This is a genomic window from Streptomyces sp. NBC_00631 (assembly GCF_045206895.1).
GTDB lineage: Bacteria > Actinomycetota > Actinomycetes > Streptomycetales > Streptomycetaceae > Streptomyces.
Window position 1 is genome coordinate 8,569,023 of record NZ_CP107734.1, and the last position, 14,429, is coordinate 8,583,451.

Below are 14,429 nucleotides of genomic sequence, written 5' to 3' on the forward strand. Positions count from 1 at the left end.
TCCGCCGCGTGGGCGCGACCGGCCCCCACCGGCCCGCAGGTGCTCACGCACCTGAGCCGTGCAGCTCATCGGCGGGACTGTTGACCGGCTGAGGCGTCCCGGTGAGGTCCAGAACGAACAACGGCACCCCCAACGCGTCGGCCCGCTCACGAGCCTCCTCGGCGTACCCCGCAAGGGAGAAGTACACGCACCCGGAGTCCTCCGTCATCGCCGTCAGCCACAGGCACTCCACGTCCCGCAGCGAGGCCGGCTGCACGGTCGGGTCCACCTGGGCCACGAGCCCCCGCGCGGCCAGGCCGATGCCGGACGGCGGCCGCTGGTCGGCGCGCCGGATGTCCCGGTAGCCCAGCCAGCGCAGATAGAGGGCGGCCGCGGTGACGGCGTCCCGGGCGGTGCGGATCGTGACGGGATGGAAGACGGGCCGGGGCTCGGGGTCGGGCGGGGACGCGGACACGGCACCGGCGACCGCGATGCGCAGCACCGCCCCGCACGGGCAGCCCAGCTCCGGCTGCGGCCACTGGTCCCGGCGGCCGCAGGCCGCGCAGCTCACCGTCACCCAGTCCGCGTTCCAGGCGCGGTGCGCGACCGGCGTCGGCTCGACCGTGTCGTCCAGGCTCGGGGTGACCGGCGCGCCGCAGGCGCAGGGGTACGACGGCGCGGTGTAGACGTGCTCGCGCCGACAGGCCGGACAGCGCACCGGCACGCTCTCGGACATGGCCCCACCCCAGGCGTCGCGTCGGTTCAGCCGTCCCATGGTGCTCCCGCCGGACCCCGGTTGTCCGTCCCTTGACGACGTTGGTCCCCGCACCTACATTGATTTCAGATAGCAGAAGTTATTTTCCGCAATGTGGAAATTCAGGACTGTGCTCACCGCGGGGCGCGCCGGGAGCCGGCATCCGACAGCCGAAAGCAGGAGTTCTCGATGGCTCGTATGACCGCTGCCCGCGCGGCAGTTGAGATCCTCAAGCGCGAGGGCGTCACCGACGCGTTCGGTGTCCCCGGCGCGGCGATCAACCCCTTCTACGCGGCGCTCAAGGCCTCCGGCGGCATCCATCACACCCTGGCCCGCCATGTCGAGGGCGCCTCGCACATGGCCGAGGGGTACACCCGCGCCCACCCCGGCAACATCGGCGTCTGCATCGGCACGTCCGGGCCGGCCGGCACCGACATGATCACCGGCCTGTACTCGGCCACCGGTGACTCCGTGCCGATCCTCTGCATCACCGGCCAGGCCCCGACCGCGGTGATCCACAAGGAGGACTTCCAGGCCGTCGACATCGCCTCGATCGCGGGGCCGGTGACGAAGATGGCGGTCACCGTGCTGGAGGCCGCCCAGGTCCCGGGCGTCTTCCAGCAGGCCTTCCACCTGATGCGCTCCGGCCGCCCGGGGCCGGTCCTGATCGACCTCCCGATCGACGTGCAGCTCACCGAGATCGAGTTCGACCCCGGGACGTACGAGCCCCTGCCGGTCTACAAGCCGGCCGCCACCCGTGCCCAGATCGAGAAGGCGATCGGGATGCTGAACGCGTCCGAGCGCCCGCTGATCGTCGCCGGCGGCGGGGTCATCAACGCGGATGCCGCCGAACTCCTCGTCGAATTCGCGGAGTTGACGGGCATCCCGGTCGTCCCGACCCTGATGGGCTGGGGCGCGCTCCCCGACGACCACGACCTGAACGCCGGCATGGTGGGCCTGCAGACCTCGCACCGGTACGGCAACGCGACCTTCCTTGAGTCCGACTTCGTCCTCGGCATCGGCAACCGCTGGGCCAACCGGCACACCGGCAGGCTGGACGTCTACACGGCCGGCCGCACCTTCGTCCACGTCGACATCGAGCCCACCCAGATCGGCAGGATCTTCGCTCCCGACTACGGCATCGCGTCCGACGCGAAGGCGGCCCTGGAGCTGTTCGTCGAGGTGGCACTGGAGTTGAACGCCACCGGCGGGCTGCCCGACCGCTCCGCCTGGTCCGCCTCCGCACAGGAGAAGAAGGCGACCCTCCAGCGCCGCACGCACTTCGACGACATCCCGATCAAGCCGCAGCGCGTCTACGAGGAGATGAACAAGGCCTTCGGCCCTCGGACCCGGTACGTCTCCACGATCGGCCTCTCGCAGATCGCCGGCGCCCAGATGCTGCACGTCTTCAAGCCCCGGCACTGGATCAACTGCGGCCAGGCGGGCCCCCTCGGCTGGACGATCCCGGCGGCGCTGGGTGTCGCCAAGGCCGACCCGGAGGCCTCCGTCGTCGCCCTCTCCGGCGACTACGACTTCCAGTTCATGCTGGAGGAGCTGGCGGTCGGCGCGCAGCACAAGATCCCGTACATCCACGTCCTCGTCAACAACTCCTACCTGGGCCTGATCCGCCAGGCGCAGCGGGCGTTCGACATCGACTTCCAGGTCAACCTGGAGTTCGAGAACATCAACTCGCCGGAGCTGGGCGTCTACGGCGTCGACCACGTCAAGGTCGCCGAGGGGCTGGGATGCAAGGCGATCCGGGTGACGGACCCGGCGGAACTGGGCGCGGCCTTCGAGACGGCCAAGAAGCTGGCCGCCGAACACCAGGTGCCGGTCGTCGTGGAGGCGATCCTGGAACGCGTCACCAACATCTCCATGTCGACCAGCAACGACATCTCCGCCGTCGTGGAGTTCGAGGAGATCGCGACCGAGCCGGGGCACGCCCCGACCTCGATCAGAACGCTGAAGGTCTGAGCCGGCGCAGACGGGAGCGGGCGGTCCATCCGGGGGATGGGCCGCCCGCTCCGTGCTGTCGGTGACTCGGTGCCCGCCGCCCCCGTGCCGGCGGGCACCGTGTGAAGTGAATATGCCCAATGACTGCGGCAGTTGAAGCATGTCGCACACAGTCCAGAGCTTTATTTGAGGATCGGCCGGTCTGTTCGTCCTGGTACATCAGCTTTCGGGATGCTCGGTCAGGCCCGGCCAGTCGTCCGGGCCGCCGCCCTGCCACTCGATGAGGTCGCTCTCCTCGACCTCGATCCGGTCCAGGTCGGCCATCCGCAGGATCTCGATCACGTCGTCGAGGTGGGAGGCGATCCCGAGGATCACGTCGCCCTCGGTGACCCGCCGGGAGCCGTCCAGGGCCGGCGCGTGCACGACGATGTGCGGGAACTCCGTCGGTGGATGTGCAGTCATGCCTCAAGGCTCCTGCGGCAGGGGTGAGAACGCACGCCGAAGCGCCGGACGCGGGCGGTTCCGCATCCGGCGCTCAGGGAGCCCGTGAGGCTCTCTTCGGCTGGGCCGTCCGACGGCGCGAGGCTGGGCGCGACAGGACGTTCGCGCCGCCGGACGGGGTTCAGGGGGTGTGGCTGGGACCGCGGCGGGTGCGACGGAACCGGGGCGTTCCCCCCTCTGGTCGAGAAGAGCGCTCGGTTCCTTCACCACCGCACTGGCTCGCACGCCGCCGCGGTCCTCGCCCCGCCCGCGCGCCGGCACCGACCGGCCACCCCTCATCCGGGCCGTTCGGCCGCCGCGGGCCGTCTGTGGGGCCGTCCTCGCGCAGGGCGCGGACCGCCTCCGCCACGCGCCTGCCGTACTCCGGGTCGGCGGCGTGGAAATGGTGGGTATGGGAGCTGCAGCCGTTCATGTGCACCGAGAAGTCCCGGGCGCTTTCCGGCTCCTGAGATTCCGGGCGGCGCCGGCGCCTGGGCGCGACAGGACAGATGTCGGCGCCGGCGCCGCCCGGAAGTCCGGGGGTGTTCGGGTCAGGCCCGGGCGCCGGACAGGCGCTCCACCGCGCGCAGCAGCGCCGAGTGGTCCAGGCCGCCGTCGCCCTGCGCGCGCAGGGAGGCGACCAGTTGCGCCACCACGGCACCGACGGGCAGGGCGGCGCCGACGTTGCGGGCCGCGTCCGTCACGATGCCCATGTCCTTGTGGTGCAGGTCGATCCGGAAGCCCGGCCTGAAGTCGCGGTTCAGGAAGTTGTCCTTCTTGCGCGTCAGCACGGTCGAGCCGGCCAGGCCGCCGTTCAGCACGTCCAGCGCGGCCGTCAGGTCCACGCCGGACTTCTCCAGGAAGACCACGGCCTCGGCGCACGCCTGGATGTTCACGGCGACGATCAGCTGGTTGGCGGCCTTCACGGTCTGGCCGGAGCCGTGCGGACCGCACAGCACGATGGTCCTGCCCAGCGCCTCGAAGATCGGCTTCGCGGTGTCGAAGTCCGCCTGCTCGCCGCCGACCATGATGGAGAGCACGGCCTCGACCGCCCCCGCCTCACCGCCGGAGACGGGCGCGTCGAGCACGCGGATGCCCTTGGCCTCGGCCGCCTTCGCCAGGTCGACGGAGGTCTGCGGGGTGATGGACGACATGTCGATGAGGAGCGCGCCGGACCTGGCGTTGCCGAGGATGCCACCGGGGCCGTACGCGATGGCCTCGACCTGCGGTGACGCGGGCACCATCGTGATGATCACGTCGGCGTCCCGCACGGCCTCGGCGATCGAGGAAGCCGCGGTGCCGCCGGCGGCGGTGAGCCGGTCGAGCTTGTCCTGCTCCAGGGTGAAGCCGGTGACGTCGTAACCCGCCTTGACCAGGTTCTCGGACATGGGGGAGCCCATGATGCCGAGGCCTATCCAGGCGATCTTGGGGAGTGCGTTGCTCATAGGGGGTGCCTCTCTGGATACGTCGATCACACAGCCCGTCCGGGGGTCCCCCCTCTGGGGGAGTTCGAGGACGAGGCCGTTCAGGCCGAAGCGGGGGTCTGGGGGCGGCAGCCCCCGGGGACGGTCGCTTCAGCGTGCGGCGCGCTGGTCCACCGGCAGCCAGCCGAAGGCCTCGGCGCTCGGACGGTCGCCCGGCTTGTACTCCAGGCCCACCCAGCCGTCGTAACCGGCCTTCCTCAGCTGGTCGAGGAGGTCCGCCAGCGGTAGCGACCCGGTGCCCGGGGCGCCGCGGCCCGGGTTGTCGGCGATCTGTACGTGGCCGGTCCTCGGCGCGTACCGCTCGATCACCGACGGCAGGTCCTCGCCGTTCATGGACAGGTGGTAGAGGTCCATGAGGAAACGCGCGTTGCCCAGTCCGGTGGCCGCGTCGACCCTGTCGACGACCTCGACGGCGGCCGGGGCCGACACCAGCGGGTACCGCGGCGACTCGGGCTTGTTGAGCGCCTCGATCAGCAGCACCGCGCCGATCCGGTCGGCCGCGCGCGCCGCGAGCGCCAGGTTCTCCAGCGCCAGCGCGTCCTGCTCGGCCGGGTCCACGCCGTCGACGCGGTTGCCGTACAGGGCGTTGAGCGCCGTACAGCCGAGCGACCCGGCGAAGTCGGCGGCCACGTCGATGTTGGCGCGGAACCTCTCCGACTCCGCGCCCGGGACGGACAGGGCGCCCCGGTCGGGGCCGGGGAGCTCTCCGGCGTAGAAGTTCAGGCCTGTCAGCCGGACGCCCGCGTCCTCGATCGCCTTCTTCAGCGCGTCGAGCTCGGAGTGCTCGGGGGTGGGGGAGTCGACCCAGGGCCACCACAGCTCGACCGCCGAGAAGCCGGCCGCGGCGGCGGCCGCCGGGCGCTCCAGGAGCGGGAGTTCCGTGAAGAGGATCGACAGGTTGACGTTGAAGCGCTGCTCTGCGAATCCCATGGGGGTCGGCGCTCCCTTCCGCTGGCTGCTTATTCCGTATTACGGAAGTTGATTTCTGCTTAACGGAAGACTGCCCGGAGCCGGGGAGAGCTGTCAAGGGCGCCCGCGCAGCACCCGCGCCCTACCCTGGAGGTGTGGCCCGTTCCAACGACGAGGTCGCCGCGTTGTTCCAGGAGTACGCGGACCTCATCTCGATCACCGGTGGCGACGCGTTCAAGGCGCGTGTCTACGAGAAGGCCGCCCGGTCCGTCGGCGGCCACCACGCCGACGTCTCCACGCTCGACCTCAAGGGCCTCCAGGACATCCCGAACGTCGGGAAGTCGATCGCCCAGAAGGTCCTCGAATACTTCGACAGCGGCAGCGTGTCCGCCGTCGACGAACTGCGCGCGAAGATCCCCGCCGGGGTCCGCCGGCTGACGGCCGTCCCCACTCTCGGTCCGAAGAAGGCGATGGCGGTCTACGAGGAGCTGGGCGTCTCCTCGGTCGAGGAACTCGCCGACGCCATCCACCAGGAGCGGCTGCGCGACCTCAAGGGCTTCGGGCCGAAGACCGAGGAGAACATCCTGCACGGCATCGAGCTGCTCCAGTCCGCCGGCGGCCGGGTGCAGCTCGACCTGGCCCTGGATCTCGCGGAGAGCATCCTCGGCGACCTGTCCGCGGTGCCCGGCTGCGAGCGGTGCGCGTACGCCGGATCACTGCGCCGGATGCGGGAGACGATCGGCGACATCGACATCCTCGCGGCGGCGCCCGGGTCGGCGCCGCTCATGAAGGCGTTCACCGGGCTGCCGTACGTCACCGAGGTCATCGGGCAGGGCGCCACCAAGACGTCCGTGCGCACCAGCAAGGGCCTCAACGTCGACCTGCGGGTCGTACCGCCGGACTCCTGGGGCGCGGCCCTGCAGTACTTCACCGGTTCGAAGGCCCACAACATCCGCACCCGCGAACGGGCCGTGCACCAGAAGCTCAAGCTCTCCGAGTACGGCCTCTTCGACGTCGAGAGCGGCGAGAAGATCGTCTCCGAGACCGAGGAGGAGGTGTACTCCCGGCTCGGCCTGCCCTGGATCCCGCCGACGCTGCGCGAGGATCGCGGGGAGATCGAGGCAGGGCTGCGCGGCGAACTGCCCACCCTGGTCACCGAGGCCGACCTGCGGGGCGACCTGCACACCCACACCGACCTCACGGACGGGTTGGCCCCGCTGGAGGAGATGGCCGAGGCCGCCGCCCGGCGCGGTTACGCCTACTACGCGATCACCGACCACGCGCCCGACATGGCCATGCAGCGCATGACCGACGAGCGGATGCTGGCCCAGCGGGAGCGGGTGCGCGCGCTGGACGGCACGTACCCCACCAGGGGCCGGCGCGGCGGGCTGCGGCTGCTGCACGGCACCGAGCTGAACATCGGCCCGGAGGGCGAGGTGGACTGGCCGCAGGACTTCCTCGCCGGCTTCGACCTGTGCGTGGCCTCGGTGCACTCGCACTTCAGCCAGAGCCGCGAAGCCCTGACCCGGCGGCTCGTCCGGGCCTGCGAGAACCCGTACGTGAACATCATCGGCCACCCCACCACCCGCCTCATCGGCAAGCGGCCCGGCATCGACGCCGACCTCGACGCGGTCTTCGCCGCCTGCGCCCGCACCGGCACGGCCCTGGAGATCAACGCCCACCCGGACCGCCTCGACCTGCGCGACGAGGACATCCTGCGGGCCCGCCGGCACGGCGTGAAGTTCGCCGTGAACAGCGACGCCCACGCCGTCCCGCACCTCGCCACCATGCGCTACGGCATCGGCACCGCCCAGCGCGGCTGGCTCACCGGCGACGACGTGATCAACACCTGGCCGGAGCGGCGGCTGCGGGGCTTTCTGCGCAAGGCCGGGTGAGCCCCGCACGATGCCCGCGTGGCGGGCGCGGGGGTGCCGTGGTCCGTTAGGGTCGCCTCGTGGCGGACGGAGTGGGTCCGTCGCGGTGAAACCGGTTCGCCGGGGTGCATCGCGGTCAGGTCAGGGACGTGTTCTGGGGGCGCAATGCGTTTGAGAGTGGAGTTCACCACCGAGCCCTTCGACCTCGACGAGGCTCCCGCGCACGCGCTGGTCGCCCGCGAGGTCATCGAGGCGGCCGAGCTGGACGCGGTGGACGTCGGGCCGTTCGGGAACACGGCGGAGGGCGGCTCCAGTGCCGTGCTCACCGCCGTGGACGCGCTGCTGCGCAGGGCGCTGGAGGCCGGGGCCACCCGGATCTCGCTCCAGGTCAACGTGGTGGGGGAGGGTGACGACAAGTGACCGGACACGGGGACGAGCCCTTCATCACCGCCGTGAAGCCGCTGGTCGACGCCATGGGCGGGGAGATGCTCCCGCCCGACGAGGCCGGCCCGGACGACGTCGTGCTCGCCTGGGAGGGCGCCGACGCGGTCGCCGTACGGCTTCCGCAGCTCGCGGACTCCCTCGATCACATCCTGGCCGCCATGGAGCGCAAGCGGGGCAAGCCGCTCGCCGACCTGGACCGCAAGGCGAAACAAGAGGTCGTGCGCATACTGGAGGCGCGCGGCGCCTTCTCCGTACGGCACGGCGTGGAGACCGTGGCGAGCGCGCTCGGGGTGAGCCGCTTCACCGTCTACAACTACCTGAACCGCGAGAAGGAGAGCTGACCCGGGCGGTACGTCCCGGGCGGTCCGTGACGTGGGTCCTGGGGGGTTGCCACGCCGAATTTTCAACAAAGTGTTGACGCCGGGTCCCGGAGGGCGTTAGCTGACGGCAGCCCGTTCAGCACGAAGGCCGCCCACGGCCACGGAGGCTCCCGTGACGTCGACTTCCACGCCCCCGGGCCTCGCCCGGTTCAACGACCTGGCGGAGCCCGCGGCCCTCGCCGCCCTCCACGAGGCGTGCGCCTCCACGGCCTGGGCCCGGCGCCTGCTCGCCGCCCGCCCCTACACCACCCCCGAGACCCTCTATGCCGCCAGCGACGCCGCCATGGCCGAGCTGACCACGGCGGACCTGGCCCAGGCCATGGCCGGGCACCCGCCGATCGGCCGCCCCACGCCGGGCGACCCCACCTCGGCCCGGGAGCAGTCCGGCATGGCCGGTGCCGCCGACGACCTCAGGGCGGAGCTGCTCGAACTCAACCTGGCCTACCAGGAGCGGTTCGGCCATGTCTTCCTGATCTGCGCCACCGGCCGTACCGGCGAGGAGATGCGGGACGCGGTCAGGGAGCGGATCGGCAACCCGCCGGAGCGGGAGCGGGAGATCGTCCGCACCGAGCTGGGCAAGATCAACCGCATCCGGCTCGCCCGGCTCGTCGAAGAGGACCGACAAGGTAGGGACGCCTGACACCATGAGCACCAGCACCACCGCCTCCGTGTCCACCCACATCCTGGACACCAGCGTCGGCCGCCCCGCCGCCGGCGTCGCCGTCCAGTTGTCCGCCCGCAGCGGCCGGGCAGCCGGCTGGCAGGCGCTCGGCGGCAGCACGACCGACGCGGACGGCCGGTGCAAGGACCTGCCGGCGCTGCCGGAGGGCACCACACACGTACGGCTCGACTTCGCGGTGGAGCCGTACCTCGAAGAGAAGCAAGCCGATGCGCAGCAGGACGCCCCCGCGAATCGGGACAGCGGACCGGCCGTGTTCTTCCCGGAGGTGGCGATCACGTTCGCCGTCGTACCGGGCGAGCACTACCACGTACCGCTGCTGCTCAACCCGTTCGGCTACTCCGTTTACCGAGGGAGCTAGCTAGATGACCGACAATTCCCGCCCCGCCCGCCCTGTGATGCTCGGACAGAACCAGTACGGCAAGGCCGAGAACCGGGTCGTGAAGATCACGCGGGACGGCGCCACCCACCACATCAAGGACCTCAACGTCTCGGTGTCGCTCTCCGGCGACATGGACGAGGTGCACTACTCCGGCTCCAACGCCAACGTCCTGCCGACCGACACCACCAAGAACACGGTGTTCGCGTTCGCCAAGGAGCACGGCATCGACTCCGCCGAGCAGTTCGGCATCCACCTCGCCCGCCACTTCGTCACCTCGCAGGAGCCGATCCACCGGGCCCGGATCCGCATCGAGGAGTACGCCTGGGAGCGCATCGAGGCCCCCGCCGCCGGCTCGCAGGTCACCGGCGCCGACGAGGCCAGGCACTCGTTCGTACGCAAGGGCCAGGAGACCCGGCTCGCGCAGATCACGTACGACGGTGAGCGGTGGGAGGTCGTCTCGGGCCTCAAGGACCTCGTCGTGATGAACTCGACCGACTCGGAGTTCTGGGGTTACGTCAAGGACAGGTACACGACCCTCCCCGAGGCGTACGACCGCATCCTGGCCACCCAGGTCTCCGCGCGCTGGCGGTTCAACTGGTCCGACGACGGGCAGCAGACGCCCCACTGGGAGAAGTCCTACGAGCAGACCAGGAAGCACATGCTCCAGGCCTTCGCCGAGACGTACTCCCTCTCGCTCCAGCAGACCCTCTACCAGATGGGTTCGCGGATCATCGACAACCGCGACGAGATCGACGAGGTCCGCTTCTCGCTCCCGAACAAGCACCACTTCCTGGTGGACCTGGAGCCGTTCGGCCTGAAGAACGAGAACGAGGTGTACCACGCCGCCGACCGGCCCTACGGCCTGATCGAGGCGACCGTCCTGCGGGAAGGCTGCGAGGCGCGGATCCCGGTGGACCTCACCAACCTCTGACCCACCCTTTTCGGCACCCTCGGCCGGGGAAGCAGGCCTTCTGGGCTCCCCGGCCGCGGCACTCAAATCCCCGGGGTCCTGCCGTGCCCTCACCACAAGTCCACTGAGCGAAAAGGACGAATCATGGCAGCAGACCAGCGCGTCGTCATCGAGAAGTGTTCGATCGCGACTGTCGACGCCCACGACACGGAGCACGCGAACGGGTACGTCGTCATCGCCGGCAACCGCATCGAGTCGCTCGGCGCGGGCCGGGCCCCCGAGGGCCTGGAGAACGTCGTACGCCGTATCGACGCCACCGGTCACCTGCTGACCCCCGGCCTGGTCAACACCCACCACCACTACTACCAGTGGATCACCCGGGGCCTGGCCACCGACCACAACCTCTTCAACTGGCTGGTCGCGCTGTACCCGACCTGGGCGCGCATCGACGAGCCCATGGTGTACGCGGCCGCCCAGGGCTCGCTCGCGATGATGGCCCGGGGCGGCGTCACCACCGCGATGGACCACCACTACGTCTACCCGAAGGACTCCGGCGACCTGTCCGGCGCGATCATCCGCGCCGCCCGTGAGACGGGCGTCCGCTTCACCCTCGCCCGCGGCTCCATGGACCGCAGCGAGAAGGACGGCGGACTGCCCCCGGACTTCGCCGTCGAGACCCTCGAAGGCGCCCTCACCGCCACCGAGGCGACCGTCAAGGAGTACCACGACGACTCCTTCGACGCGATGACCCAGGTGGCCGTCGCCCCCTGCTCGCCCTTCTCCGTCTCCACCGAACTCCTCCGCGAGGGCGCCGAGTTGGCCCGCCGTCTCGGGGTGCGGCTGCACACCCACGGCTCGGAGACGGTCGAGGAGGAGAAGTTCTGCCACGAGCTGTTCGGCATGGGCCCCACCGACTACTTCGAGTCCACCGGCTGGCTCGGCGAGGACGTGTGGATGGCGCACTGCGTCCACATGAACGACTCCGACATCGCCGCGTTCGCCCGCACGAAGACCGGAGTCGCCCACTGCCCGTCCTCCAACGCCCGCCTCGCGGCCGGGATCGCCCGCGTCCCCGACATGCTCGCCGCCGGCGTCCCGGTCGGCCTCGGCGTCGACGGCACCGCCTCCAACGAGTCCGGCGAACTCCACACCGAACTGCGCAACGCGCTGCTGATCAACCGCCTCGGCGCGCACCGGGAAGCGGCTCTCAACGCCCGCCAGGCGCTGCGCCTGGGCACCCACGGCGGCGCCCAGGTCCTGGGCCGCGCGGACCAGATCGGCTCCCTCGAACCCGGCAAACTCGCCGACCTGGTCCTCTGGCGGCTGGACACCCTCGCCCACGCCTCCATCGCCGACCCGGTGACCGCCCTGGTGTTCGGCGCCGCGGCCCCGGTCACCGCCTCCTTCGTGAACGGCCGTCAGATCGTCGAGGACAACCGCCTGCTGCACGTCGACGAGGACGCGATCGCCCGCGCCACGCGGGCCGAGGCCCAGCGGCTGGCCCGCATCGCCGCACAGTAACTCTGCTCCTCCGCACGGTACTTGAGCTCCGGTCGGGAGGGACGGCTCCCAGGCCGGTGGCCGTGGCCCCGCAGCGGGTCCACGGCGGTCGTCTCCTGGGCGCGCGCTGTCACGCGCGCGCCCAGGAACGGTCACCGTCCTTCGGTCCCTCCCCCACGCCCGGCTTCGCTCGCGCGGGAGGTGCCTCCACGACCGCACGCAGCACCTCCCTGGAACCCGCGTCAGAGCCGACGTGTCAACCGACCGGAGGAGCCGCCCGTGTCCGCGTATCCCGTGCACCCCGTCGACGAGAAACTCCCGGCCCTGAAAATGGCCACCACGGGCCTGCAGCACGTGGCCGCCATGTACGCCGGCGTGGCCGCCCCGCCCCTGATCGTCGGCGCGGCCATCGGCCTCACCGGCACCGAACCGACCTTCCTGACCGGCGCCTGCCTCTTCACCGCGGGCCTCGCCACCCTCCTCCAGACCCTCGGCGTCCGGAAGATCGGCGCCCGGCTGCCCTTCGTCAACGGCGTCACCTTCGCCGGGGTCGCCCCGATGACCGCGATAGCCGCCGCCACCCACGACACGTCCGACGCCCTGCCGGTCGTCTTCGGCGCGGTGATCGTCGCCGGCCTCCTCGGCTTCCTCGTGGCGCCCTTCTTCAGCAAGGCGGTCCGGTTCTTCCCGCCCGTCGTCACCGGTACGGTCATCACGCTCATCGGCGTCTCCCTGCTCCCGGTGGCCTTCGGCTGGGCGCAGGGCCCCGACCCCACGGCGGACGACTACGGTTCGGCGAAGTACCTCGGCCGGCAGCGCGCGCGGGCGACGGGTCCGACGCAGGCCGGCGTCCCCCTCACGGGACCTCGGTCGATCTCGTGACCGCCCGTGACCGCGCCTGCGGGGTCAAGGGCGGCGGATCGCCTGGCAGGGGGTCGTCGCGGGCAGCCGGCCCGTGACGTACGAGCGGGGCGGCACGCCCATCAGGGTGCGGAAGTCGGTCGTCATGTGTGCCTGGTCGAAGTAGCCGGTGGCGGCGGCCAGTTCCGACCAGCCGGTGCTGCCCGCCCGGGCGGCGACCGTGCGCACCCGGTCGATACGGGCGTAGTGCTTCGGGGAGACACCGACGCCGTCGGTGAACAGGTTCCGCAACTGGCGCTCGCTGACGGCCAGTTCCCGGGCCACCTCCCGCACCTGCGCGGGCGCCCGGTCCAGTCGTACGGACAGCGCGTCCGCACCGGCCCGCAGCAGCGCGGTGCGGGCCGGGTCCGCCTGCTCGGACAGCAGCCCGGGGAGCACCTCGGCCATGCGCGGCAGCGCCTCCCGCGGATCCAGCCACCGCACCTCGCGCGCGAACCGGCGGGCCGGCCCGCCCGGCAGGGCGTCCAGCGGCACCACGCGGCCGACCAGTCCCGCGGCCGGAACACCCAGCAGGGGCCGGGCGGCGCCCGGTGCGAGGCGCAGCTCCACACAGGCGATGTGGGCCTTGCCGTCGTGATAGGCGGCCCGCACCCGCGGCCCGACGGCCAGCACGTCACGCCGTCCGTCCCCGGTGACCCGCAGCACCACCTTGGTCCCCGCGTCCGGCAACTGGACGAACGGCCCCTCGGGCGGGTCGGTGAAGGACATGGTCCGCACCTCGGCGACCCACGGGCGCAGCGCCTCGGGTGTGGTCGCAAGCGGCTCGGCGATGGTCATCGGCACCCGTCCACCGTAAAGCCCGGCACCGCCGTCCGGGCGGGCCTGCCGTGCCGGAATTTCCAAGAGCCGGCCGCCCCGGCGGGCCCACCGTGGACCCATGATCCTGGTGACGGGTGCCACGGGCACCATCGGACGTGAGGTCGTACGACAGCTGGCCGGGCGGGGCGTGAAGGTGCGCGCGCTCACCCGGGACCCGGCGAAGGCGCGGGTGCCCGCCGGGGTGGAGGTGGTGCGCGGGGACCACGGCGACCCCGTCTCGCTGGACGCCGCGTCGGCCGGGGCGACGGCCGTGTTCCTGCTCCGGCCGCCCGGCCCCGACGAGGGTCAGGACGCGGCGCTGGTCGGTGCGGCCCGGGCCGCCGGAGCGGAGCGGCTGGTGAAGCTCTCCGCCATCGCCACCGGCGAGTCCGGCTCCGGCCCCTCCGCGCAGTGGCACGTGGCCGGTGAGCGGGCCGTGCGGGACAGCGGGCTCGCCTGGACGGTGCTCAGGCCGTCGTCGTTCGCCTCCAACACGCTGACCTGGCTTGAGGCCCTGCGCGCGGGCGAGCCGGTGCCCAACATGACCGGGGACGGCGCCTCGGGCGTGATCGACCCGCGCGACATCGCCGAGGTGGCGGTACGGGCCCTGCTCGACGCCGGGCACGCGGGACGGACGTACACCCTGACCGGCCCCGAGGCGATCACCGTCCCCGGCCAGGCCGCCGTTCTCGCCGAGGTGCTGGGCCGCCCGGTGCCGACCCGGGACCTGTCCCCGGACCAGACCCGTGAATTCCTGCGCACGGCCTGGGGCATGGACGGGATCCCGGCCGAGGGCGTCCTGACCGGCCTGGCGTTCGTCCGCGCCGGTGGGAACGCGGTGGTCACCGAGGACGCCCGGGAGGTGCTCGGCCGGCCGGCGCGGACCTATCGGCAGTGGGCCGAGGACCACCGGGAGGCGTTCGGGGAGTCCTGACAGGCGTGGTGGGCGAGGCGCCTCGCGAGGTGCCCCGCCCCGCCCGGT

General features: G+C 71.7%; 14 protein-coding genes and 1 pseudogene. 10 read left to right on the plus strand and 5 right to left on the minus strand.

The features are described 5' to 3' along the window. Positions 1-43: 43 nt before the first annotated feature. Positions 44-715: a hypothetical protein gene (locus OHB00_RS39165; RefSeq protein WP_406442164.1), complete on the minus strand. Its 672-nt coding sequence runs from the start codon at positions 713-715 to the stop codon at positions 44-46. 207 nt (positions 716-922) lie between these two features. Here OHB00_RS39165 and gcl point away from each other — a divergent pair, with 207 nt between their 5' ends. Continuing rightward, complete coding sequence (gcl, locus tag OHB00_RS39170) at positions 923-2,707, plus strand: glyoxylate carboligase (RefSeq protein ID WP_406442166.1); 1,785 nt, start codon at positions 923-925, stop codon at positions 2,705-2,707. A 198-nt stretch (positions 2,708-2,905) separates the two neighbouring features. Here the strand turns inward: gcl and OHB00_RS39175 are convergent, their stop codons facing one another. The 3 genes from OHB00_RS39175 to OHB00_RS39185 all read right to left on the minus strand — a co-directional run bounded on the left by OHB00_RS39175 (position 2,906) and on the right by OHB00_RS39185 (position 5,580). Further along, on the minus strand, positions 2,906-3,148 hold the full coding sequence (locus OHB00_RS39175; RefSeq protein WP_406442168.1) for a hypothetical protein: 243 nt from the start codon (positions 3,146-3,148) through the stop codon (positions 2,906-2,908). A 569-nt stretch (positions 3,149-3,717) separates the two neighbouring features. Beyond that, positions 3,718-4,611, minus strand: coding sequence for a 2-hydroxy-3-oxopropionate reductase (locus OHB00_RS39180; RefSeq protein WP_406442170.1), 894 nt, complete (start codon positions 4,609-4,611; stop codon positions 3,718-3,720). Positions 4,612-4,740: 129 nt separating this feature from the next. Beyond that, on the minus strand, positions 4,741-5,580 hold the full coding sequence (locus tag OHB00_RS39185) for a TIM barrel protein (RefSeq protein WP_406442172.1): 840 nt from the start codon (positions 5,578-5,580) through the stop codon (positions 4,741-4,743). A gap of 134 nt (positions 5,581-5,714) precedes the next feature. Here OHB00_RS39185 and polX point away from each other — a divergent pair, with 134 nt between their 5' ends. The 8 genes and pseudogenes from polX to OHB00_RS39225 all read left to right on the plus strand — a co-directional run. Then, on the plus strand, positions 5,715-7,454 hold the full coding sequence (polX, locus tag OHB00_RS39190; RefSeq protein ID WP_406442174.1) for a DNA polymerase/3'-5' exonuclease PolX: 1,740 nt from the start codon (positions 5,715-5,717) through the stop codon (positions 7,452-7,454). 144 nt (positions 7,455-7,598) lie between these two features. Further along, positions 7,599-7,853, plus strand: a complete 255-nt coding sequence (locus OHB00_RS39195; protein WP_406442176.1) for a hypothetical protein — start codon at positions 7,599-7,601, stop codon at positions 7,851-7,853. Continuing rightward, positions 7,850-8,218, plus strand: a complete 369-nt coding sequence (locus OHB00_RS39200; RefSeq protein WP_406442178.1) for a helix-turn-helix domain-containing protein — start codon at positions 7,850-7,852, stop codon at positions 8,216-8,218. Before OHB00_RS39195 ends, OHB00_RS39200 begins: the two co-directional genes overlap by 4 nt. Positions 8,219-8,369: 151 nt before the next feature. Further along, on the plus strand, positions 8,370-8,897 hold the full coding sequence (gene uraD, locus OHB00_RS39205) for a 2-oxo-4-hydroxy-4-carboxy-5-ureidoimidazoline decarboxylase (protein WP_406442180.1): 528 nt from the start codon (positions 8,370-8,372) through the stop codon (positions 8,895-8,897). A 4-nt stretch (positions 8,898-8,901) separates the two neighbouring features. Continuing rightward, positions 8,902-9,297 carry a hydroxyisourate hydrolase gene (gene uraH, locus OHB00_RS39210; protein WP_406442182.1) on the plus strand — a complete coding sequence of 132 codons (396 nt, stop codon included), beginning with the start codon at positions 8,902-8,904 and terminating at the stop codon, positions 9,295-9,297. Between the two features lie 4 nt (positions 9,298-9,301). Further along, on the plus strand, positions 9,302-10,249 hold the full coding sequence (gene pucL / locus OHB00_RS39215) for a factor-independent urate hydroxylase (RefSeq protein ID WP_406442183.1): 948 nt from the start codon (positions 9,302-9,304) through the stop codon (positions 10,247-10,249). Between the two features lie 123 nt (positions 10,250-10,372). Beyond that, positions 10,373-11,749, plus strand: coding sequence for an 8-oxoguanine deaminase (locus OHB00_RS39220; RefSeq protein WP_406442185.1), 1,377 nt, complete (start codon positions 10,373-10,375; stop codon positions 11,747-11,749). 309 nt (positions 11,750-12,058) lie between these two features. Beyond that, positions 12,059-12,538 (plus strand): annotated as a pseudogene (locus OHB00_RS39225) (solute carrier family 23 protein); the annotation flags it as partial. A 96-nt stretch (positions 12,539-12,634) separates the two neighbouring features. Here OHB00_RS39225 and OHB00_RS39230 read toward each other — a convergent pair. Then, on the minus strand, positions 12,635-13,426 hold the full coding sequence (locus OHB00_RS39230) for a helix-turn-helix domain-containing protein (protein ID WP_406446169.1): 792 nt from the start codon (positions 13,424-13,426) through the stop codon (positions 12,635-12,637). Positions 13,427-13,526: 100 nt separating this feature from the next. On the opposite strand from OHB00_RS39230, the gene OHB00_RS39235 reads away from it, so the two are divergent. After that, positions 13,527-14,381: an NAD(P)H-binding protein gene (locus OHB00_RS39235; RefSeq protein ID WP_406442187.1), complete on the plus strand. Its 855-nt coding sequence runs from the start codon at positions 13,527-13,529 to the stop codon at positions 14,379-14,381. The last annotated feature ends 48 nt before the right edge of the window (positions 14,382-14,429 follow it).

Bases quoted from the DNA above. Each gene is read 5' to 3' on its own strand.
- OHB00_RS39220 (WP_406442185.1), top strand. From the start codon at position 10,373: ATGGCAGCAGACCAGCGCGTCGTCATCGAGAAGTGTTCGATCGCGACT.
- OHB00_RS39180 (WP_406442170.1), bottom strand. From the start codon at position 4,611: ATGAGCAACGCACTCCCCAAGATCGCCTGGATAGGCCTCGGCATCATG.
- OHB00_RS39230 (WP_406446169.1), bottom strand. From the start codon at position 13,426: ATGACCATCGCCGAGCCGCTTGCGACCACACCCGAGGCGCTGCGCCCG.
- gcl (WP_406442166.1), top strand. From the start codon at position 923: ATGGCTCGTATGACCGCTGCCCGCGCGGCAGTTGAGATCCTCAAGCGC.
- OHB00_RS39185 (WP_406442172.1), bottom strand. From the start codon at position 5,580: ATGGGATTCGCAGAGCAGCGCTTCAACGTCAACCTGTCGATCCTCTTC.
- OHB00_RS39165 (WP_406442164.1), bottom strand. From the start codon at position 715: ATGTCCGAGAGCGTGCCGGTGCGCTGTCCGGCCTGTCGGCGCGAGCAC.
- OHB00_RS39195 (WP_406442176.1), top strand. From the start codon at position 7,599: ATGCGTTTGAGAGTGGAGTTCACCACCGAGCCCTTCGACCTCGACGAG.
- OHB00_RS39175 (WP_406442168.1), bottom strand. From the start codon at position 3,148: ATGACTGCACATCCACCGACGGAGTTCCCGCACATCGTCGTGCACGCG.
- uraH (WP_406442182.1), top strand. From the start codon at position 8,902: ATGAGCACCAGCACCACCGCCTCCGTGTCCACCCACATCCTGGACACC.
- pucL (WP_406442183.1), top strand. From the start codon at position 9,302: ATGACCGACAATTCCCGCCCCGCCCGCCCTGTGATGCTCGGACAGAAC.
- OHB00_RS39235 (WP_406442187.1), top strand. From the start codon at position 13,527: ATGATCCTGGTGACGGGTGCCACGGGCACCATCGGACGTGAGGTCGTA.